19 protein-coding genes are annotated in these 22,045 nt (G+C 35.9%); 1 reads left to right on the forward strand and 18 read right to left on the reverse strand.

Annotation, left to right across the window (positions count from 1 at the left end):
* Nucleotides 1-103: 103 nt before the first annotated feature.
* The 5 genes from rpoZ to AC3ASS_RS09790 all read right to left on the reverse strand — a co-directional run bounded on the left by rpoZ (nt 104) and on the right by AC3ASS_RS09790 (nt 4,944).
* Nucleotides 104-337, reverse strand: coding sequence for a DNA-directed RNA polymerase subunit omega (gene rpoZ, locus AC3ASS_RS09770; RefSeq protein ID WP_488283360.1), 234 nt, complete (start codon nt 335-337; stop codon nt 104-106).
* Nucleotide 338: 1 nt separating this feature from the next.
* A complete protein-coding gene (gmk, locus tag AC3ASS_RS09775; protein WP_488283342.1) occupies nt 339-956 on the reverse strand; it encodes a guanylate kinase in 618 nt (205 codons plus the stop codon).
* A 12-nt stretch (nt 957-968) separates the two neighbouring features.
* The gene (gene remA, locus AC3ASS_RS09780; protein ID WP_488283343.1) at nt 969-1,223 is read right to left on the reverse strand and encodes an extracellular matrix/biofilm regulator RemA; all 255 of its coding nucleotides are present in this window, start codon (nt 1,221-1,223) and stop codon (nt 969-971) included.
* A gap of 60 nt (nt 1,224-1,283) precedes the next feature.
* Complete coding sequence (locus AC3ASS_RS09785) at nt 1,284-2,159, reverse strand: YicC/YloC family endoribonuclease (protein ID WP_488283344.1); 876 nt, start codon at nt 2,157-2,159, stop codon at nt 1,284-1,286.
* Between the two features lie 112 nt (nt 2,160-2,271).
* The gene (locus AC3ASS_RS09790) at nt 2,272-4,944 is read right to left on the reverse strand and encodes a cation-translocating P-type ATPase (RefSeq protein WP_488283345.1); all 2,673 of its coding nucleotides are present in this window, start codon (nt 4,942-4,944) and stop codon (nt 2,272-2,274) included.
* A gap of 147 nt (nt 4,945-5,091) precedes the next feature.
* Here AC3ASS_RS09790 and AC3ASS_RS09795 point away from each other — a divergent pair, with 147 nt between their 5' ends.
* Nucleotides 5,092-6,807, forward strand: a complete 1,716-nt coding sequence (locus AC3ASS_RS09795) for an Rqc2 family fibronectin-binding protein (RefSeq protein WP_488283346.1) — start codon at nt 5,092-5,094, stop codon at nt 6,805-6,807.
* A 63-nt stretch (nt 6,808-6,870) separates the two neighbouring features.
* On the opposite strand, the gene pyrE is transcribed toward AC3ASS_RS09795, so the two are convergent.
* The 13 genes from pyrE to ileS all read right to left on the reverse strand — a co-directional run bounded on the left by pyrE (nt 6,871) and on the right by ileS (nt 21,932).
* Nucleotides 6,871-7,503 (reverse strand): orotate phosphoribosyltransferase, encoded by a 633-nt coding sequence (gene pyrE / locus AC3ASS_RS09800; RefSeq protein WP_488283347.1) that lies wholly within the window; start codon nt 7,501-7,503, stop codon nt 6,871-6,873.
* A complete protein-coding gene (gene pyrF, locus AC3ASS_RS09805) occupies nt 7,503-8,213 on the reverse strand; it encodes an orotidine-5'-phosphate decarboxylase (RefSeq protein WP_488283348.1) in 711 nt (236 codons plus the stop codon). Before pyrF ends, pyrE begins: the two co-directional genes overlap by 1 nt.
* A complete protein-coding gene (locus tag AC3ASS_RS09810; protein ID WP_488283349.1) occupies nt 8,213-9,124 on the reverse strand; it encodes a dihydroorotate dehydrogenase in 912 nt (303 codons plus the stop codon). Before AC3ASS_RS09810 ends, pyrF begins: the two co-directional genes overlap by 1 nt.
* Nucleotides 9,121-9,897, reverse strand: coding sequence for a dihydroorotate dehydrogenase electron transfer subunit (locus AC3ASS_RS09815; protein WP_488283350.1), 777 nt, complete (start codon nt 9,895-9,897; stop codon nt 9,121-9,123). Before AC3ASS_RS09815 ends, AC3ASS_RS09810 begins: the two co-directional genes overlap by 4 nt.
* Before the next feature lie 2 nt (nt 9,898-9,899).
* Nucleotides 9,900-13,103 carry a carbamoyl-phosphate synthase large subunit gene (gene carB / locus AC3ASS_RS09820; RefSeq protein ID WP_488283351.1) on the reverse strand — a complete coding sequence of 1,068 codons (3,204 nt, stop codon included), beginning with the start codon at nt 13,101-13,103 and terminating at the stop codon, nt 9,900-9,902.
* The gene (locus AC3ASS_RS09825) at nt 13,096-14,187 is read right to left on the reverse strand and encodes a carbamoyl phosphate synthase small subunit (protein ID WP_488283352.1); all 1,092 of its coding nucleotides are present in this window, start codon (nt 14,185-14,187) and stop codon (nt 13,096-13,098) included. The genes carB and AC3ASS_RS09825 overlap by 8 nt, the downstream gene beginning before the upstream one ends.
* The gene (pyrC, locus tag AC3ASS_RS09830) at nt 14,184-15,473 is read right to left on the reverse strand and encodes a dihydroorotase (RefSeq protein WP_488283353.1); all 1,290 of its coding nucleotides are present in this window, start codon (nt 15,471-15,473) and stop codon (nt 14,184-14,186) included. Before pyrC ends, AC3ASS_RS09825 begins: the two co-directional genes overlap by 4 nt.
* Nucleotides 15,439-16,362, reverse strand: a complete 924-nt coding sequence (locus tag AC3ASS_RS09835; RefSeq protein WP_488283354.1) for an aspartate carbamoyltransferase catalytic subunit — start codon at nt 16,360-16,362, stop codon at nt 15,439-15,441. The genes pyrC and AC3ASS_RS09835 overlap by 35 nt, the downstream gene beginning before the upstream one ends.
* A gap of 259 nt (nt 16,363-16,621) precedes the next feature.
* On the reverse strand, nt 16,622-17,161 hold the full coding sequence (pyrR, locus tag AC3ASS_RS09840) for a bifunctional pyr operon transcriptional regulator/uracil phosphoribosyltransferase PyrR (RefSeq protein ID WP_488283355.1): 540 nt from the start codon (nt 17,159-17,161) through the stop codon (nt 16,622-16,624).
* Nucleotides 17,162-17,336: 175 nt separating this feature from the next.
* A complete protein-coding gene (locus tag AC3ASS_RS09845; protein ID WP_488283356.1) occupies nt 17,337-18,248 on the reverse strand; it encodes an RluA family pseudouridine synthase in 912 nt (303 codons plus the stop codon).
* 4 nt (nt 18,249-18,252) lie between these two features.
* The gene (gene lspA / locus AC3ASS_RS09850) at nt 18,253-18,714 is read right to left on the reverse strand and encodes a signal peptidase II (RefSeq protein ID WP_488283357.1); all 462 of its coding nucleotides are present in this window, start codon (nt 18,712-18,714) and stop codon (nt 18,253-18,255) included.
* Between the two features lie 68 nt (nt 18,715-18,782).
* On the reverse strand, nt 18,783-19,076 hold the full coding sequence (locus AC3ASS_RS09855; RefSeq protein ID WP_488283358.1) for a TraR/DksA C4-type zinc finger protein: 294 nt from the start codon (nt 19,074-19,076) through the stop codon (nt 18,783-18,785).
* 93 nt (nt 19,077-19,169) lie between these two features.
* Nucleotides 19,170-21,932, reverse strand: coding sequence for an isoleucine--tRNA ligase (gene ileS / locus AC3ASS_RS09860; protein ID WP_488283359.1), 2,763 nt, complete (start codon nt 21,930-21,932; stop codon nt 19,170-19,172).
* Nucleotides 21,933-22,045: the final 113 nt, after the last annotated feature.

The raw sequence follows: 22,045 nt of genomic DNA on the forward strand, positions 1-22,045 counted from the left end.
ATAAGAGAAATTGGAGTATGCGTGCTTCTTTTTTGCTTTCAATTTGTTCTTAAACCCCAAAATTTAGTATAGAGCCAAAAAGAAAAAACAACCTAAACGGTTGTTATTCTTCATGACTTTCCTCATTTTTCTGTACACGATGTTCTTTTGTACTAATGGTTAATTTACCAGAATAAATTTCTTCTAAAGATTTCCCTACATTTTTTTTGGAAACATATTTCTCCAATAGAGGTTTTTCTTCTTCTTGTAATTGACGAGCACGTTTAGCCGCAATCGTTACTAATGAATATTTAGAATCAATTTTGTTTAATAACTCATCGATAGATGGATATAACATATTACTCATCCTCCAATAGCTTTTTATATCTTTTTTCGACACGATGTCTTCGGCAATGTTCAGCCACGACAATTGCTTTTATGCGCTCACATGCTTTGTCCACTTCGTCGTTTTCTACCACATAATCATATAATTCCATCATTTCAATTTCTTTTCTTGCCTCATCCATACGATTTAGAATTAATTCTTTTGATTCTGTTCCTCTAGAAACAATTCGTTGTTGTAATTCAGATAGGCTCGGAGGAGCTAAAAAGATAAACAATCCATCAGGAAATTTTTCCCGAACTTGTTTGGCTCCTTTTACTTCTATTTCTAAAAACACATCTTTCCCTTCGTTCAACGTTTTTTGAACGTAATCAATAGGAGTTCCGTAGTAATTCCCTACATATTCTGCATATTCTAACAGTTCATCGTTTTGGATCATCTTCTCAAATTCTTCCCGTGTTTTGAAAAAATAGTCTACTCCGTCAACTTCCCCTTCTCGTGGTTTTCGGGTTGTAACAGAAATGGAATATTCAAAATTGACATCAGGTTGGGAAAATATTTTCTTTCTAACCGTACCTTTCCCTACTCCTGATGGCCCGGAAAGAACTATGAGAAGCCCTTTTTCATGTTCCATATTTTATTAAACCTACCCTTCTAGTGATTCTTTATCTAAACGTTGTGCAACAGTTTCTGGTTGAACAGCCGATAATATGACATGATCGCTATCCATAATAATAACTGCTCTTGTCCTTCTTCCATAAGTTGCATCAATTAATGTCCCACGGTCTCTCGCATCTTGGATCAGCCTTTTAATCGGAGCCGATTCCGGACTAACAATTGAAATAATTCGGTTGGCAGAAACGATATTACCAAAACCGATATTAATTAATGAAATTCCCATAAGGGTCCTCCGTTCGCCATTGAATTATTTTCACCTGTAATAAAAACAATTAAACGATATTTATTCCACATTTTGTACTTGTTCTCTCATTTTTTCAAGATTGCTTTTCATTTCTACAACAAGTTTTGCAATGTTGGAATCATTTCCTTTCGAACCAACAGTGTTAACTTCTCGATTCATCTCTTGTAAAAGAAAATCTAGTTTTCTTCCGACTGGTCCATTCTCTTGAAGAATTGTTTCAAACTGTTGGATATGACTTTTTAATCTTGTGATTTCTTCCGTAATATCGGAACGGTCTGCAAATATGGCTACTTCCGTTAATATTCTTGATTCATCAAACATTGATTGAACGTATTCTTCCATCTTTTTTAATAGACGTTCCCGATATATTTCAACAACTTTAGGAGCATATTGTTCCAGCTCAGTTGTTAAATTTTCCATTTTTCTCAAATGGTTATATAAATCTTTTTCTAATATTTCCCCTTCAACTTTTCTCATTTCATAAAGATGTTTAGCTGCTTCATCAACAGCTTGAAGAATGACAGATTCTAACTCTTTATTTTCCTCTTCAACTTCTTCGATATGTATTAAATCTTCCTTCATTAGAAAATGAGAAAGTTCGTGGTCCTTATTGATATGATATTTATCTTTTAAATCTTCTATGAAATGATAATACTCATCTATTAATGTCCAGTCAACATTTAATCGACGCTTCAGAAGATTATTTCCTTCAATCATAACAAAAATTTCAATGCGTCCTCTAGATATGAATGGATTTACTTGCTTTTTAATACGATCTTCCAAATATAATAATGGACGAGGAATACGAATATGATACTCACTAAATCGATGATTCACCGTTTTCATTTCAACTGTTACAGTTGTGTCATCAACCATTTTTTTACTTCTTCCAAATCCTGTCATACTATAAATCATTATTCCACTTCCAATCCATCTCAAATTATATACTTTGGATTGCTAAACTATCTCATACAAAAAAGGTAATAGAGCACCTCTATTACCTTTTCCATTATAACATATTTACCATCTATTTTCTTATTAAAAATGAACCAGCCAATAAAAATGTTGGGATGGAAGCCATTGCACCGATCAATAGCCAATCTCTTACTTCTATTGGAACGGTATGGAAAACTGGCTGCAATGGTGGATAATATATAACTACAAGCATTAATAATAACGATGAAAGGACTGCCCATGTTAGGTACGGATTGCCAAAAGGATTTCTTGAAAAAATAGAAATCTCGCTTCGACAATCATAAACATGGATGAGTTGTGCTAATACTAATGTAGCGAATGCTACCGTTTGAGCGTATGGTAAGTTGTCGGGATGTTGATGATAACTAACTAAAAAGGCTATTAATGTGCTAATTCCTATTAAAAATCCTCTTGATACCACTTTCCACCCAAGTCCTCTTGCAAAAACTCCTTCTTTCGGATCCCGGGGTTTTCGTTTCATGACATCTTCTTCTGGTTGATCCAAACCTAACGCCATAGCTGGTAGTCCATCCGTAACTAAATTCACCCATAAAATTTGAACAGGTACTAATGGTAACGGTAATGCCAAGATCATAGCAAACAACATCACTAATATTTCTCCTACATTAGAAGCCAATAAATAACGGATGAATTTCCGAATATTCTCATATATATTTCTTCCTTCTTGTATAGCTGCTTTAATAGTAGCAAAATTATCATCGAGCAACACTAATGAAGATGCTTCTTTTGCAACATCTGTTCCGCTCATTCCCATTGCAATTCCAATATCTGCTGATTTAATTGCTGGTGCATCGTTTACACCATCTCCTGTCATCGCTACAATATGGCCTTTATTTTGCAGTGCATGTACAATTTTTAATTTATGTTCAGGTGATACGCGGGCAAAAACGTTCACTTCATCGACCACTTCTTCCAATTCTTCGACGCTCATGATTTCTAATGTTGGCCCATCAATCACTTTTCCATCACGATGAGTTATTCCTAATTGCACGGCAATCGCTTTTGCTGTAATAACATGATCCCCGGTAATCATAATTGTTTTAATGCCGGCTTCTTTACATTCCTTAACTGCTTGTTTTACTTCTGGGCGAGGAGGATCAATCATCCCTTGTAACCCGAGAAAAATTAAGTCTTTTTCAGCATCTCTTTCATGTTGGATTGAAGCTGCGTTCGCAATCGGTTTATAAGCGATAGCAATTGTTCTTAATGCTTGTGAAGCTAGTTGATTTACAGCATCTTTAATTTTTGATTCATATTCATAGGATAGATATTGCTTTTTCCCTTTCCATAAAATGGACTCACTTGAACCAATTAAAACGTCTGGTGCACCTTTCGTTATGACGAATTGTTGTCCTTTTTTATTTTCAATAATAACGCTCATCATTTTCCGACTGGAATCAAACGGGAATTCTTTAACAATTTTATATTCTTGTAAAACTGCATCCCGATTTAAACCTAATTTCATTGCTGATACTAATAGTGCACCTTCTGTAGGATCACCGTCGATTTTGAACTCATTATTATCTACTATTAATCTAGCATGGTTACATAATAATCCGAAGAGTAATAATTGCTGTAAAGAAGGTTCATTTTCGGGTTCTATAACATGATCGTTGTATAAAAACTCTCCCTTAGGATCATAACCGGTACCAGTAACGGTCCATGTTTTCCCCCCACTCCAAAGATGAGTAACTGTCATTTTATTTTGCGTCATTGTTCCTGTTTTATCAGAACAAATCACTGATGCACAACCTAATGTTTCAACCGCTGGGAGTTTCCGTACAATCGAATTTTTCTTGATCATTCGTTGAACACCGAGTGAGAGAGCAACCGTTACAATTGCTGGAAGTCCTTCAGGTATAGCAGCTACTGCTAATGAAACACCTGCTAGGAACATTGTATATACGTCATGACCTTGGTAAACACCGATACCAACCACTAATAAGGTTAATAAAATAGCAACTGTAATTAATATTTTCCCTAGCTGTTCCAGTCGCCTTTGCAATGGAGTCATTAATGTTGATGTATTTTGAAGCAAATCGGCAATTTGTCCCATAGCCGTTTTCATTCCAGTTGCAATGACAATTCCTTTTCCTGTTCCTCTTGTTACCAACGTTCCCATAAAAGCAGTATTTGTCATATCACCAATACTAATATTTGCTTCGGAAATTGGTGAAACATCTTTTTGAACAGGAATGCTTTCACCCGTTAATGCAGATTCTTCAATCTCTAAACTATTGGCATCAATGATTCGAATGTCAGCACCTACTCGATCTCCACTTGATAACAAAAGAATATCGCCAGGTACAATCTCTTTAGATGGGATTTTCACCCATGTACCATTACGTAAGACCGTCGCTTTTGGGGCAGATAATTCTTTTAATGCATGTAATGATTTTTCAGCTTTTCTCTCCTGTATAAATCCTAAAATACCATTCATTAACACTATTAATATAATAGCGATAGCATCTATATACTCACCTAATAAACCTGATAATAATGTCGCTGCTAAAAGAACAAGGACCATAAAGTCTTTAAATTGACTAAAAAACAGGATGATAGCTGATTGCTTTTCACCTTCATCTAATTCGTTACTCCCGTATTGTCTTCGTCTCTTTTCTGCCTCCTTATCGGTTAAACCTTTTTCTACATCCGTTTGTAACGCCTTTTCTATATCTTTCGGATGCATTTGATGAAATTTCATTTTGCCATCTCACTTCCCCCTAAACAATAAAAAAGAGTTGTCCATCTAGAGAAAGCATATTCAGACATGTCCAAAAAAATGCTATACTTGTAAATATTAATACAGATGGACCGTTTTTTCGGTCGAACGGAAAGAGGATGAAGCAACATGTCATTTGACGGATTATTTACGAAAGCTATGACCAATGAATTATCTCATCATTTAGTGGGAGGAAGAATCACAAAAATTCACCAACCGTTTGAAAATGAACTTATTGTAACTGTACGGGCCAAAGGAAAAAATCATAAATTATTGTTATCTGCTCATCCAACCTATGCGAGAGTACAAATAACGAACGAACAGTATGAGAATCCAAAAGAACCATCGATGTTTTGTATGTTGCTGAGAAAACATTTAGAGGGATACATCATAGAAAATATTTATCAACACGAACTTGATCGGATGATTATTTTTGATATTAAAGGGAGAAATGAAATTGGAGATGTTTCTTATAAACAACTTATTGTCGAAATTATGGGGAGACATAGCAATATCATCCTTGTTGAACGGAGCCGTCAATTAATTATTGATAGTATTAAGCACGTCTCATATGCTGTAAACAGACACCGTGCGATTTTACCTGGACAAAAATATGTACTTCCACCAGCACAAAATAAAGTAAATCCTCTTGCCATAACAGAGGAAGATTTATTGAAAAGAGTTGATTTTAACGCAGGTAAAATTGACGATCAACTTGTTCGACAATTTGCCGGAATTTCACCACTTCTTGCTAAAGAAGTGATATTTCGTGCTAAACTTGTTAACAAAACGTCATTACCACTAGCATTTTTCGAAACCATTAAACCCATTAAAGAAAATGCTATACAACCATCCCTGATACGAACAGAAAATAAAGATTTCTTTTATTTCTTTCCATTAAAACATCCGAATGGAGAAATCATTTCATTTTCGACTTTAAGTGAACTGCTTGACCGGTTTTATTTCGGTAAAGCTGAGCGAGACCGTGTAAAACAAGTAGCAGGAGATATTGAACGCTTTATTGAAAATGAAAAAGATAAAAATGTTCTAAAAATAGAGAAGTTAAAAGCGACGTTACATGAAGCAGAGCATAGTGAACAATACAAACTGTATGGTGAATTGCTGACGGCTCATTTATACGAAATAAAAAAAGGAATGAAGGAAATTACCGTCGTCAATTATTACGATGAAGAAGGAAAAATGGTCACTATCCCACTAGACCCAAAAAAATCACCTTCCGAAAATGCTCAAATCTACTTTACGAAATATCAAAAAGCAAAAAATTCTATAGACATTGTGAAGGAGCAAATCAAAAAAGCAGAGGAAGAAGTGAATTATTTTGATACACTTCTCCAGCAAATACAATCCGCCTCTCCAAAGGATATTGAAGAAATAAAAGAAGAATTACGAGAACAAGGTTACTTAAAATCGAAAGGCCATAAAAAAGATAGAAGAATATCAAATAAACAAACTCCGCAATTAGAAGAATACCGTTCTTCAGATGGTACACTCATATTAGTAGGAAAAAATAATAAACAAAATGATTATTTAACAATGCGTTTGGCAAAAAAGGAAGAGCTTTGGCTACATACAAAAGATATCCCTGGGTCCCATGTCGTTATTCGAGACAGTAATCCAAGTGAAAAAACAATTATTGAAGCTGCAACGATTGCTGCTTACTTTAGTAAAGCAAAAAACTCTTCTTCGGTGCCTGTTGACTATACGAAAATCAAATATGTACGAAAACCAAATGGAGCAAAACCAGGTTATGTAATCTATGATCATCAACAAACTGTTTATGTAACTCCTGATCAACAATTGATTACAAAGCTAAGAAAACAATAAAAAAGTATCCACACATAAACTCCCCCATTATTAATGGGAGGAGTTTTTTTGGATTTTTCCAAATTAATCGATATCTCCTTTCCATTCACTTGGAGATTTCATCCATTTGCGAATTTGGTCAATATCTATTTCTGTAATAAATCCTTTTTCTTTAGCTACTTCCATTAAAGCGGAAAAATTACTTAAAGAATCATAAGGAACATTTGCTTTTTCAAAATTTTCTTTTCCGATGGCCAACTCATACGAGAAAATGGAGACAACTCCTAAAACATGACATCCAAACGATTGTAGTACGGAAACGACTTCTAATGAACTTTTTCCAGTAGAGATTAAATCTTCAATGACGACAACGTTTTGACCTTTAGATACTTTTCCTTCCACTTGAGACCCTTTTCCATGCTCTTTACGTTTAGACCGAACGTAACACATTGGTAAATTTAATCGATCACTAACCCATGCAGCATGTGGAATACCAGCCGTCGCTGTACCAGCTATGACATCAACATTCGGAAAGCGTTCTAAAATGATACGACACAATCCTTCTGCAATAATCGTTCTCACTTCTGGGTAGGACAATGTTAAGCGATTATCACAATAAATAGGAGACTTGATTCCCGATGACCATGTAAACGGATCGTTAGGTTTTAACGAAACCGCACCAATTTCCAACAACTTTTGTGCAATTTTCTTATCCATTACCTATCCATCTCCCATTCTCTCTTGATTTGCCAATATGCTTCTTTTGGATTTTCCTTTTTCGTAATAGACCTACCGACAACAATATGGGATACTTTCTTCTCTTTTGCATATGCAGGGGTTGCTACTCTCTTTTGATCATCCGTTTGATCAGTTGAAAGTCTAATCCCTGGAGTAACAATATAAAAGGAATCTCCCAATCTTTCCCTTATAATTAAAGATTCATGGACCGAACAAACAACTCCATCCAATCCACTCTCTTTCGTAAGAGTCGCAAAATGTAACACACTATCTTGCAAAGTGGTTTGAACAAGCTGCTCTTTTTTCATTTGTTCTTCTGTTGTACTGGTTAATTGGGTTACAGCAATACATCGTGGTCTTTGACCGTTTATCGTTCCATCTTCCAAACCTTGGATCGCTGCCTTCATCATTTCTTTTCCTCCTAAAGCATGCACATTCACAAGGTCAACATTCAATTTAGACAATCCTTTCATCGCTCGATAAACGGTATTTGGAATATCATGAAGTTTTAAATCTAAAAAAATATGATGTCCTTTTTCTTTAATTCGTTGAATAATAGATGGACCTTCTTGATAATAGAGTTCCATTCCTACTTTTACAAAAAGAGATTCGTCATGAAAATGATTTAAAAATTGATCTACTTCATTTTTGGTTGAAAAATCTAAAGCAATAATAATCGATTTATTCATCAGCTCAAGCTCCTCCCAATGCAATCTTGAATGTTTTCAAATCCTAATTCATCTAATTTTCGAGGGAGTTGTTCAATGATAGTAGGACAAACGAAAGGATCGACAAAATTCGCTGTTCCTATAGCAACTGCACTTGCTCCAGCATATAAAAATTCAATGACATCATCGACCTTCTGTATTCCTCCCATACCGATAATGGGGATCGACACGACTTGAGCTACTTCATATACCATACGAATGGCAATCGGTTTGATGGCTGGTCCGGATAATCCACCTGTATTATTTTTTAAGATAGGTTTAGCCGTCTTTACATCTAACCGCATCCCAAGAAGGGTATTAATTAATGTGATACCATCTGCTCCCCCTTCTTCGACAGCTTGTGCCATCAATTTAATATCAGTTACATTTGGTGAGAGTTTGACATATACAGGAACGGAAGATACCTCTTTTACTTTTTCCGTTAATTCTTTTGCAACGTCAGGATTCGTTCCAAACATAATACCGCCTTGTTTTACATTTGGACAAGAAATGTTTAATTCTAAAGCTTTGACATTCGGTGCTAAACTAATTTTTTTCGCAACTTTTACATAATCCTCCATTTGTGATCCAGCAATGTTTGCGATAATTGGCACATCAAACTGTTCCAACCAAGGAAGCTCTTCCTCCATGACTTTCGTTAAACCTGGATTTTGTAAACCGATTGCATTTAACATTCCCGAAGGTGTTTCAGCAACTCTCGGAGTAGGATTGCCAAAGCGAGGCTCAACAGTCGTTGCCTTAATCATAATTGCTCCTAAAACACTTAAATCATAAAGCTTCGCAAATTCCTTCCCGAAACCGAAACATCCTGATGCCGGCATGATTGGGTTTTTAAGGTTTAATCCCGGCAATTGTACACGTAGTCGATTCACAATATGACCTCCCCGATATGGAAAACTGGCCCGTCTGAACATATTTTTTTATAGTTAAGGTCACTTTCTTGTTTCTTAACTTTTCGTACACAGGCGAAACAAGCACCGATTCCACAAGCCATTCTTTCTTCAAGTGATACATAAAGATCTTGATCTTTAAATCGTTCCTCTAACGCTTTCAACATTGGTATAGGACCGCAACTGTATATACGATCACCCGTTAATTGTTCTTGATCCAATAGATTAGTAACAAACCCCTTCGTTCCTTTTGAGCCATCAACAGTTGTAACAAAAGTTGGACCTAATTGTGTAAACTCATCGATGAAAAACATTTGTTCCTTTGATTGAAAACCTAATACGTGAAAAACGTTTACCCCTCTTTTATTTAATTGTTTCGATAGTTCATATAAGGGTGGAATTCCGACTCCTCCACCGATCAGAAGAGCCGTTTTTCCTTCATCCATTCCTGTTAATGGAAATCCATTTCCTAATGGACCAACTATGTCCACAAAATCCCCAACTCTTTTTCTTGACAATAATCTTGTTCCTATCCCTTCTTTTCGAAAAATAATGGTAAATTCTGACCTCTCTTTTTCAATATTTGCTATACTAATCGGACGCCTTAAAAGTGGTGTTTGTTCTTCAACTTTTATGTGAACAAATTGCCCTGGTTCCTTCATTTCTTGAACGAGAGAACCTTTTAATGTCATAGCATAAATAGTCGAAGTAAGTTCCTCCATTTTGATGATTTCCATGTTCTCCCGTCTTATCATTTTCAAATAGCCCCTTTCCGTAGAATTGGTTGCATCGCTTCAGTCGAAAATGCCATTGATTCTAATACTCGTAATATCGCTTCAGCTGTATCTAATGAAGTTAAACACGGAATACCATTTTCTACAGACTCTCTTCGGATCCTAAACCCATCCCTCTCTGGTTGCTTTCCTTTTGTCAACGTGTTGATGACCATTGTTACTTCACCATTTCGAATCACATCTAATAAATTTGGTCCATCTGAAGAGACTTTTTCAACCACTTTACAATGAATACCTTCTCGGTCTAAAAATTGTGCCGTTCCACTCGTCGCAAATATTTGATACCCAATTTGATTGAAGCGCTTTGCTAATTTTAATCCTTCATATTTGTCTTTGTCGGCAACGGTAATTAATACAGATCCATATGGTTGGATTTTCATTCCTGATGCGACAAGACCTTTATATAATGCTTTTTCCAGTGTAAAATCTTTCCCCATCACTTCCCCAGTTGATTTCATTTCAGGACCTAATGTGATATCTACTCGACGTAATTTCGCAAAGGAGAAAACTGGAACTTTCACGAACACTTCTTCTTTTTCTTCCACTAAGCCTGTCTGGAATCCTAGTTCATTTAATGAATGTCCTAATATGACCTTCGTGGCTATATTGGCCATAGGAATATTTGTAATTTTGCTCAAAAATGGAACCGTACGACTTGAACGTGGATTCACCTCTAATACAAACACTTCATCATTGCATACGACATATTGAATATTTAACAATCCAACAATTTGAAGACCTTTCGCTAATCGTATTGTGTAGTCGACTAGTTTTTCCTTTACTTGTTCGGATAAACTTTGGGGTGGATAAACGGCGATGGAATCTCCTGAATGGACTCCCGCTCGTTCAATATGTTCCATTATTCCAGGGATTAAAACATCATTTCCATCGGAAATCGCATCTACTTCAATTTCTTTCCCCGTTAAATATCGATCAATTAAAACAGGATGTTCTGGATTTACTTTTACGGCATTTTCCATGTAATGGATTAATTCTTCTTCGTTATAGACAATTTCCATTGCCCTTCCACCAAGCACATAAGATGGACGTACCAATACCGGATAACCAATTTCTTTTGCTACTTCGGATGCCCCTTTAACACTAAATGCTGTTTTTCCTTTAGGTTGTGGGATTTTTAGCTCTTTCAATGTATGTTCAAATTTATCTCGATCTTCGGCACGGTCTAAATTCTCTAATGATGTTCCTAAAATGTTTACTCCTTGTTCGACTAATTTAGAGGCAAGGTTGATCGCTGTTTGACCTCCAAATTGAACAATCACTCCGATCGGTTTTTCATGTTCAATAATGTGCATAACATCTTCGAGCGCTAAAGGTTCGAAATATAGTTTATCGGAGATGCTAAAGTCAGTAGAAACTGTTTCTGGATTATTATTTATGATAATCGCTTCCATTCCTGCTTCTTTGATCGCCTGTACTGAATGAACAGTTGCGTAATCGAACTCAATCCCTTGTCCGATTCGGATTGGGCCCGAACCTAATACGAGAACACTTTTTTTATCCGAGATTTTTGATTCATTTTCTTCTTCATAAGTTCCATAGTAGTATGGTGTAACAGCCTCAAATTCGGCTGCACAAGTATCAACTGTTTTATATACAGGTAATATCCCTTGTTTTTTTCGAAAGTAATATACTTCATTTTCCTCTGTTTCCCATAATTCTGCGATTTTCTTATCGGAAAATCCCATTTGTTTTGCTTCTAATAAAATTTCCACATTCCATTTGTTCTCTATTAATACTTCTTCAAAATCTATAATTCTTTTAAATTTTGCTAAATAGAATAAGTCTATTTGACTCCATTCATGAACTGTTTCAATAGAAATCTTTCTTCGAATCGCCTCTCCAATAAAATACATTCTTTCATCTCCGGCTTTTCGAATTCTTTTTTCTAAAAGGTCGATAGAAAGATTTTTTGCACTTTCAAGTTCTAAATGGTAAACATTGCTTTCTAACGAACGAATCGCTTTTAAGATCGATTCTTCAAATGTTCTACCAATGGCCATTACTTCCCCGGTTGCTTTCATTTGCGTCCCTAGTAATCGATTTGCAGATTCAAATTTGTCAAATGGCCATCTTGGAATTTTTGTAACGACATAGTCTAATGTAGGTTCAAAACTTGCATACGTTTTTCCAGTCACTGGATTTTTCATTTCATCTAATGTTAAGCCAACCGCTATTTTGGCAGCCAATTTAGCAATTGGGTAGCCAGTTGCTTTAGAAGCAAGCGCACTGGAACGGCTTACGCGTGGATTTACTTCAATGATGTAATATTGGAAGCTATTTGGATCTAATGCGATTTGGACGTTACACCCTCCTTCAATTTCTAACGCACGAATAATTTTTAACGAAACATTTCTTAAAAGCTGATATTCTCTATCTGATAATGTTTGACTAGGTGCAACGACAATTGAATCACCCGTATGTATTCCTACCGGGTCTATATTTTCCATGTTACAGACAACAATAGCCGTATCGTTTTGATCCCGCATAACTTCGTACTCAATTTCTTTATAACCAGCGATACTTTTTTCTAATAAACATTGAGTAACCGGACTTGCCTTTAATCCTCCTGATACAATGTCTACTAATTCTTCATCATTATGGCATATGCCTCCGCCAGTGCCTCCTAGTGTAAAAGCAGGACGAACAATGACCGGATAACCGACTTTATTGACAAATTGAAATGCTTCTTCCAAATTATGAATGATATCACTTTCTGGAATTGGTTCATTCAATTCGGTCATTAATTGACGGAATAAATCTCGATCTTCTGCTTTTTCAATCGCAGATAACTTTGTTCCTAAAATTTCAACCCCATATTCCTCTAAAATTCCTGATTTTGCTAGCTCAACAGCCATGTTTAACCCTGTTTGTCCCCCTAGTGTCGGCAATATCGCATCTGGTCTTTCTTTACGAATGATTTGACTGACAAATTCAAGGGTAATCGGCTCAATATAGACAACATCAGCAATTTCAGTATCAGTCATAATCGTTGCAGGGTTTGAATTGACTAATATGACTTTATATCCTTCTTCTTTTAAAGCTATACAAGCTTGAGTTCCAGCATAATCAAATTCTGCTGCTTGCCCGATGACTATTGGACCAGAGCCAATGACTAAAATAGAGTGGATATCTGTTCGTTTAGGCATGGGAAACGACCTCCTTTTTTGTAGATGCAATCATTTCCATAAATTGATCAAATAATGCGTTCGTATCTTCTGGTCCTGGTGATGCTTCCGGATGGAATTGAACAGAGAATGCTTGAGCAGTTTTATGTTTTAAACCTTCAATCGTTCCATCATTCACTGCTACATGAGTTACAATTAAATCTGTATGTTGAAGCGATTGTTCATCAACTGTATATCCATGGTTTTGTGAAGTCATATATATTTTCCCTGTTTGAACGTCTTTAACTGGATGATTAGATCCGCGATGGCCATATTTCAGTTTTATTGTATCGGCTCCACAAGCAAGAGCTAATAATTGATGACCAAGACAAATACCGAATATAGGAATTTTCCCTAATATCGTTTGAATCATATGAATGGCACATGGAACATGTTTAGGGTCTCCTGGGCCATTAGATAATAAAATTCCATCAGGGTTTAATTGTAAAATCTCCTCTGCCGTTGTGTTATAAGGAACAACATAGACATCAAAATTCCTTTGGTTCAATTCCCTTAATATTCCATGTTTCATCCCAAAATCAACTAATACTACTCGATATCCTCTACCGGGACTTGCATAAGCGGTTTTTGTCGAAACTTGTTTTACTAAATCAGTAGGCAACTCTTTTTGCTGAAGTTCGTCAAGTACTTCTTGAATATTCACATCTATTGAGCAAATGGCTCCTTTAATCGTGCCATGCTCTCTAATTTTTCTTGTTAATTTTCGGGTATCTATTCCGCTAATTCCCGGAATGCCTTTCATTTTTAAATATTGGTCCAATGTTAATTGACTTCGCCAATTGGATGGGTGTTCACAATGCTCTTTAACGATAAATCCTTTCATTGCAGGTTGAATCGCTTCAAAATCGTATCGATTAATACCATAATTACCGATTAAAGGATATGTCATCGTTACAATTTGTCCACAATAAGATGGATCTGTCAGCAGCTCTTGATAGCCTGTCATTCCCGTATTAAAGACTACTTCTCCAATTGAAGACTTCTCACTTCCAAATGCTTTACCAACAAATATCGTCCCATCTTGCAAAATTAATTGTCTTTTCATACCTTCACACGCTCCTTTTTCCAAACCGTTTTCCCTTCGAAAATCGTTCGAACCGGCCATCCTTTACATTTCCATCCTTTAAAAGGAGTATTTTTTCCTTTTGAAATGAAAGTTTCTGGATTAATTTCTTCTTCTAATTCAAGATCGATAAAAACTAAATCTGCCATTGTCCCAGGTTCAATCGTTCCATATGGTAATTGAAAGGTTTTCGCTGGTTTTATTGTCATGAAATCAATTAATTGCTTTAATGTAAAAATGCCTTTTTGAACGAAATTCGTATAAAGAAGTGGAAAAGCTGTTTCTAATCCGACAATTCCAAACGTAGCAAGATCCATCCCTTTATCTTTTTCTTCTTTTGTATGAGGGGCATGATCAGTAGCAATAAAATCAATCGTGCCGTCTAATAATCCTTCTATTAATGCTTGTTGATCTTCTTTTCCTCTTAAAGGTGGATTCATTTTAAAATTCGGATCTAAACTTGGTATATCTTCATCACACAACAATAAGTGGTGTGGTGAAACTTCAGCCGTCACACGAATTCCCGCTCTTTTCGCATCTCTAACTATTCGAACGGATTCTTTCGTACTTATATGGCAGACATGATAATGACAACCTGCTGCTTCAGCCAACAAAACATCTCTTGCGATTTGAACCGACTCACAAATGGAAGGGATTCCTTTTAATCCGTACTTTTTAGAAAATTCTCCTTCATGTACACAACCATTGTTAATTAAAGATTCATCTTCACAATGAGCAACGATGGATTTTCCCAGCTTTGTAGCTTCTTTCATTGCTTCAAACATCATTCTTGCCTCTTGTATGCCAACTCCATCATCCGTAAATGCGAAGGCTCCTACATTGGCCAATTCTTGGAAATTTGTAAGCTCTTCTCCTTTTAATCCTTTTGTAATAGAACCATATGGCAATACTCGAACTATTGCTTTTTCTTTAATTCGATTGATGATATCCATCATTACTTCCTGACTGTCAGGAACGGGGTTAGTATTGGGCATTGAGGCTACGGTTGTAAACCCGCCTTTCGCTGCTGCCAATGTTCCCGTTTCAATTGTTTCTTTATATTCTCCACCAGGCTCCCTTAAATGAACGTGAAGGTCGATAAATCCTGGAGATATAAGTAATCCATCCGCATCGATCGTTTCACCATTTGATTTCAATTCGATGGATTGAGAAATTTTTTCAATTTTACCGTTTTTAATAAATATATCTTTCTTTTCCATCCCTCCATTTTCATTAAGCAAATTCCCGTTTTTTATAAGTAATTCCATATCCTTTACCCTCCTCTATTGCATTTTTTAATACTGCCATGCGCACAAATACACCATTCTCCATTTGCTTAAAAATTCTTGAACGTTCACATTCAACAAGTTCATCAGCTATTTCAACTCCTCGATTTACCGGCGCAGGGTGCATAATAATACTTTTGTCTTTCATTTGTCTCATTCGTTCACGTGTTAACCCGTAAGATTGATGGTATTCTTGCTTACTCATTTGTAATTTTTCTTTGTGTCTTTCAAATTGAATTCTTAATAACATGACAACATCCGCTGTTTCAATAGCTTCATCCATCGATACATATTCTCCGTATGAAGAAAGTTCTTCGTCTTTCCATATAGGTGGTCCAGAAAATAAAACTTTTGCTCCTAACCGATGTAGCGTTTGTACGTTAGACCTAGCAACACGACTATGCGAAATATCTCCAATCATTGCTACCTTTAATTGTTCAAATGTCCCAAATTCTTGTTGAATGGTGAATAAATCTAATAAACATTGTGTTGGATGGTGCCCACAGCCGTCTCCTCCGTTAATAATGGATAGGTTCATATCCTTTAATTGATTGAAATAGCGGTCTTCTTGATGACGAATGACGACCATTTGTACACCGATGGATTGTAATGTTTTGACGGTATCGTACAATGATTCTCCTTTTAAAATGCTTGAGGTTGATGCTTCAAAAGGGATGACATGAAATCCTAACTTTCTTTGTGCAACTTCAAAACTTAATTTTGTTCGTGTACTTGGTTCAAAAAATAAATTAGATACAAATATTGGATGAGGAGGTTTCCATGTCATTCCTTTGGAAAATTCGTTTGCCTCATCTAAAATTTTTTGAATTTGTGAAATGGTTAAATCATTCATAGTCAACAAATGTTTCATTCATTATCATCCCTTCTGTAAATTAAGTAAAAAGAAAACACCCTAAACATTTAGGGTGTTTAACATAAGAGAATAAGTTATAACTATTCAACTTATAGTTAGCTTAAACACCCTTAAGAGCCTCACAGGACTACTTTTAAAAGGTGAATCTATAATTGTAAAAAAATCCCTCTTTCTTTAGATAGAAAGAGGGTAGAATGAGACACGATGTCTATTCATCCCTCTTCATAGTCTCACAGGACTATAGTTAAAAAGGGCGCTACTCAAAAATCGCTACTACATCGTTTGAATCAATTTCTTTCATTTGTACAACTACTTTTTCAGATTTGGAAGTAGGAATGTTTTTCCCAACGTAATCTGCACGAATCGGTAGTTCACGATGGCCACGGTCCACTAAAACGGCTAATTGAATTTGTGCCGGTCTTCCGAAATCGACTAAGGCATCCATAGCAGCGCGAACCGTTCTACCAGTATATAATACATCATCTACTAAAATAACTTTTGTTCCAGTGATATCAAATGAAATGTTGGAACCTAACACTTGTGGTTCCTTGTCTTTCGTTTTGACTGATAAATCATCACGGTACAATGTGATATCAACTTCACCAACTGGTACCTTTGCACCTTCAATTTGTAGTATTCTCTCGGCTAATCTTTGGGCAATATAAATTCCTCTAGTACGAATACCAACAAGGGCTATATTTTCAATTCCTTTATTTTTCTCAATAATTTCATGAGCAATTCTCGTTAACGTTCTTCGAATGGCTTGTTCATCTAATACGATTGCCTTTTGTTCCACCTGAACATCCTCCTTTTAGAAGTGCTAGGACATAAAAAACCTCTCGACAGTCGAGAGGTAGATGTCAAAACTAAACAGGGACTAAACCTATTTTTTCCGTTTCCTTGACAGCCTCTCTGGACTGTATTAAAGGCTATTTACTTCTATTCCATGATATATTTCCTCAATCATTCTGTCAACGACTATTTCTTAAATGATTTAATAATTGTTGAAAATCATTCGGTAATGGGGCTTGGAATTCTAAATACTCATTGGTCCTTGGATGGCTAAAACCAAGAATCCCAGCATGTAAAGCTTGTCCATCAATTGGCAATGTCTTTTTCGGTCCATATTTGGGATCACCAGCAAGTGGATACCCAATATATTTCATATGGACACGTATTTGATGAGTTCTTCCTGTTTCTAAAACACATTCAACATGAGTAAATTTGTCAAAACGTTCAATTACACGAAAATGTGTGACAGCCTCTTTTCCATTATCGACAACAGCCATGCTTTGACGATCGTTTTTGTCTCTTCCTATTGGTGCATCAATGGTCCCGTGATCATGAGGGATAACCCCATGGACGATCGCTTGATATTTTCTTGTTACCGTCTTATTTACAAGCTGATTAACAAGGGATTCATGAGCCATATCATTTTTTGCAACCATTAATAACCCTGATGTATCTTTATCAATTCGATGTACTATTCCAGGACGTAAAACTCCGTTAATGCCTGATAAGTCCTTACAGTGAGCCATTAAACCATTGACCAATGTACCATGTAAGTGTCCAGGTGCAGGATGAACAACCATTCCCCTTGGTTTATTAACAACGAGGACGTCTTCATCTTCATAATAAATGTCTAAATCCATCTCTTCTGGTTCAACATCTAGATTCTTTGGTTCAGGAATGTTAATGACGATGACATCATTCGAGTTGCACTTATAATTAGGCTTTACAGTTTTATCATTGACTAAAACATCCCCATTTTTTATCCATTCCTGAACTTGAGATCTAGACCATTCACTGTTTAATTTCGAAATAATTTTATCTATTCGTTCTCCGGTTTCTTCATTATGAACGATGTGTTCGATTGTCTCCATATGTTTACTCCTTCTTTGCAGCTTTTTCTTCTTTAATCATTTGAATGGCCATGATAATAACTCCTATAACTAAAGAAGAGTCGGCTATATTGAAGATGGGATAATTATAAGTAAATATGTATACATCAATAAAATCTACAACTTCTCCTCGGAAAAGTCTATCAATAAAGTTCCCGATAGCACCGGCTAACATAAAGGATATACCTAGGCTAAGCAGCATTTTTCCTTTCGCCCAAGTGCGTAAAAAGTAAATAAGTACAACTGTAACAACAATGGTGACGATGTAGAAAAACCACATTTGCCCTTCTAATATTCCCCAAGCCGCACCGCGATTTCTATGGGAAGTTATATAAAGAACGTTTTCAATAATAGAAAAGCTCTCGCCAATTTCCATCTTTGCTACTATCAACCATTTAGAAATTTGATCTATCGCTATGATGGCGAGAGCAATGAGATAATAAATCAAACCGCCAACCTCCTAAGTATTCTTTTATCTTAATGAATTGTAGCATAATTCCAGCTTATTTGCGACATTCAGTAAAGGGAAGTAAGCGGTTTTCGGAAGTACTTTAACATTAGTTCTTGATCGTAAATGGTACGGGCAGTAGGGACTGCAAACAATAAATCATAAGGAATAGGTTCACCAGTTTCTTCACATAAACCAAAAGTCCCTTCCTCCCATTTTTTTAATGCGATTTCAATATCTTCTAACTCTTGTTCTGTCCACTGTTTAACGCTAGGGGATAAGTTATTATTACTTAATTTTTTCATTAAGTCATTCTTCATGCTTATCATTAAGTTGTAAACGTGATCCATTGAATGTTGCATGAACATCCCCTCGCTTTCTTTGAGTCAAAACTCTTTCTTAAGAAAGCCAAGAAAAAGCTATCTCAAGTATTAGTCTTGAGATAGCTGAATGTATTATTCATAATGATTTTTTACAACTTCGGCACATCTTGGACATAATGTTGGATGTGAATCATCTTTTCCAACTTCTGTTGTGACCACCCAACATCTTTCGCAAGTTTCACCTTCAGCTTTTGTTACTAAAACAGCTGCGTTATCAAGTTTCAGTGCGTTTTCCGGAGCTTCTTCATAATCTCCAGCTAGTTCATAATCGGAAACGATAAACAACTGTGCCACATTTTCTTTGATAGTTTGTAATAGCTGTTTCATATCATTTTTAACGTAAAGGGTAACTTTCGCTGTAAGTGACTTACCAATCACTTTTTCATTTCTCGCTTCTTCTAAAGCTTTTAGTACATCATCACGTAGTTTTAAAAATTGATTCCATTTTTTCAATAACGCTTCTTCGTTTGGTAGCTCTTTATATTCAGGGAAATCTGTTAATTGTACACTTTCTTCCGTAACTCCCGGAATGAATTCCCAAACTTCATCTGTTGTATGAGATAAAATTGGCGATAATAATTTCGTTAAAGAAACTATACATTCATAAATGACCGTTTGCATCATTCGACGCGTTGGATCATTTGGAGCTTCAATATATAAAACATCTTTTGCAAAATCAAGATAAAATGCGCTTAAATCCAACGTACAGAAATTGTTAACTGCGTGATAAATATTAGCAAATTCATAATTGTCATATGCTTCTCTCGTTTGTTTTATTAAACGATTTAATTTCACAAGCATAAATTGATCCACTTCTCGCAATTGTTCATACGGAACAGAATCTTTCGCAGGATCAAAATCAAATAAATTTCCTAATAAGAAACGGAATGTATTACGAATTTTACGATAAACTTCGGATACTTGTTTAAAGTTATCCATAAATACACGAACATCTTGCGTATAGTCTACAGAAGATACCCATAGACGTAAAATGTCAGCACCATATTGTTTCGTAATTTGACTTGGAAGAATGACGTTACCTAATGATTTTGACATTTTCTTTCCTTCACCGTCTACGGTAAAACCGTTAGATACTACACCTTTATATGGTGCATGACCAGTTACAGCCACACTTGTAATCAAACTAGAATTAAACCAACCACGATATTGGTCAGAACCTTCTAAATAAATGTCTGCCGGATGTGTTAAATCTTCACGTGTTTTTAATACTGCATAATGTGATGATCCTGAATCGAACCATACATCCATAATATCGTTTTCTTTTGTGAAGATTCCGTTTGGACTTCCTGGATGAGTAAATCCTTCAGGGAGAAGATCTTTAGCTTCACGCTCAAACCAAATATTAGAACCATGCTTTTCAAATAATGAAGCGACATGTTCAATCGTTTCATCCGTAATAATTGCTTCTCCATTTTCTGCATAGAAAACTGGAATAGGAACACCCCATACGCGTTGGCGAGAAATACACCAATCACCGCGATCACGGATCATATTATAAAGGCGAGTTTCTCCCCATTTATTATGCCATTTAATATTTTGAATTTCCGTTAGTAACTGTTCACGCAATGGTTCTATAGAAGCAAACCATTGTGCTGTTGCTCTAAAAATCACCGGTTTTTTTGTACGCCAGTCATGTGGGTAAGAGTGTGTAATAAATGATAATTTTAATAAAGCACCTTTTTCTTCTAACTTTTGCGTAATGGCCTTGTTTGCATCATCATAGAACAGCCCTTCAAATCCTGGTGCTTCTTCTGTCATCATACCTTTATCATCAACCGGGCATAAAACATCCAACTTGTATTTTTGCCCAATATAAAAATCATCTTCCCCATGACCAGGAGCTGTATGAACACAGCCTGTACCTGAATCGGTCGTTACATGTTCACCAAGCATCACTAAAGAATCTCGCTCATATAATGGGTGTTTAGCAACTACATATTCTAATTCTTTACCTTTAAACTTAGATAAAACAGAGTAATCTTCCCAACCAACGACAGTGGCAACATTTTCTAACAATTCTTCAGCTACCACATATTTTTTGTTTCCAACTTGAACAACGACATAATCTAATTCAGGATGAACAGAAATTCCTAAGTTAGCAGGAATTGTCCAAGGAGTAGTCGTCCAAATAACAATTTCCGTATCTGTATCTAAAATACCTTTTCCATCTTTAACTGGAAAAGCAACATAAATAGATGGAGAACGCTTATCTTTATATTCAATCTCTGCTTCAGCAAGAGCTGATTCAGAAGAAGGAGACCAATATACTGGCTTCAATCCTTTATAAATATATCCTTTTTTCGCCATCTCTCCAAAAACACGAATTTGTTGTGCTTCGTATTTTGGATGTAATGTAATATAAGGATTTTCCCAATCTCCACGTACCCCTAATTCTTTAAACTGTGATCGTTGGCGATCAATTTGTTCGTAAGCATACTCTTCACATAGTTTACGAAATTCTGCTATTGACATTTCTTTACGGTTTACACCTTTATTCGTTAATGCTTGCTCAATTGGTAAACCATGTGTATCCCACCCTGGAACATAAGGAGCATCATATCCACTCATTGATTTAGAGCGAACAATAATATCTTTTAAAATTTTATTTAAGGCATGCCCCATATGAAGATCACCGTTCGCATATGGTGGTCCATCGTGAAGAACAAATTTTGGTCTTCCTTTTGTACGTTCTTGAACTTTTTTATATATGTCCATTTTCTCCCATTTTTCACGAATTTCTGGTTCTTTTTTCGGTAAATTTCCACGCATTGGAAATTCCGTTTTTGGCATTAGTAACGTATCTTTATAATCCACGTCTTATACTCCTTTCAAAAATAATAAAAAGTGATAGTAGAGTAGAAAACTGATTTCAAAGGGACAGCTCATGCTGTCTCTTTTACTCTCAGCTTCCCCTCATCAAACCGTAC

The sequence above is a fragment of the Bacillus sp. JST-5 genome (assembly GCF_057747715.1).

Bases quoted from the DNA above. Each gene is read 5' to 3' on its own strand.
- AC3ASS_RS09785 (WP_488283344.1), bottom strand. From the start codon at position 2,159: ATGATTTATAGTATGACAGGATTTGGAAGAAGTAAAAAAATGGTTGAT.
- gmk (WP_488283342.1), bottom strand. From the start codon at position 956: ATGGAACATGAAAAAGGGCTTCTCATAGTTCTTTCCGGGCCATCAGGA.
- carB (WP_488283351.1), bottom strand. From the start codon at position 13,103: ATGCCTAAACGAACAGATATCCACTCTATTTTAGTCATTGGCTCTGGT.
- remA (WP_488283343.1), bottom strand. From the start codon at position 1,223: ATGGGAATTTCATTAATTAATATCGGTTTTGGTAATATCGTTTCTGCC.
- AC3ASS_RS09855 (WP_488283358.1), bottom strand. From the start codon at position 19,076: ATGCAACATTCAATGGATCACGTTTACAACTTAATGATAAGCATGAAG.
- AC3ASS_RS09835 (WP_488283354.1), bottom strand. From the start codon at position 16,362: ATGAAACATTTGTTGACTATGAATGATTTAACCATTTCACAAATTCAA.
- pyrE (WP_488283347.1), bottom strand. From the start codon at position 7,503: ATGGATAAGAAAATTGCACAAAAGTTGTTGGAAATTGGTGCGGTTTCG.
- AC3ASS_RS09790 (WP_488283345.1), bottom strand. From the start codon at position 4,944: ATGAAATTTCATCAAATGCATCCGAAAGATATAGAAAAGGCGTTACAA.
- pyrF (WP_488283348.1), bottom strand. From the start codon at position 8,213: ATGAATAAATCGATTATTATTGCTTTAGATTTTTCAACCAAAAATGAA.
- rpoZ (WP_488283360.1), bottom strand. From the start codon at position 337: ATGTTATATCCATCTATCGATGAGTTATTAAACAAAATTGATTCTAAA.
- pyrC (WP_488283353.1), bottom strand. From the start codon at position 15,473: ATGGAATTACTTATAAAAAACGGGAATTTGCTTAATGAAAATGGAGGG.
- AC3ASS_RS09815 (WP_488283350.1), bottom strand. From the start codon at position 9,897: ATGATAAGACGGGAGAACATGGAAATCATCAAAATGGAGGAACTTACT.
- AC3ASS_RS09795 (WP_488283346.1), top strand. From the start codon at position 5,092: ATGTCATTTGACGGATTATTTACGAAAGCTATGACCAATGAATTATCT.
- AC3ASS_RS09825 (WP_488283352.1), bottom strand. From the start codon at position 14,187: ATGAAAAGACAATTAATTTTGCAAGATGGGACGATATTTGTTGGTAAA.
- AC3ASS_RS09845 (WP_488283356.1), bottom strand. From the start codon at position 18,248: ATGGAGACAATCGAACACATCGTTCATAATGAAGAAACCGGAGAACGA.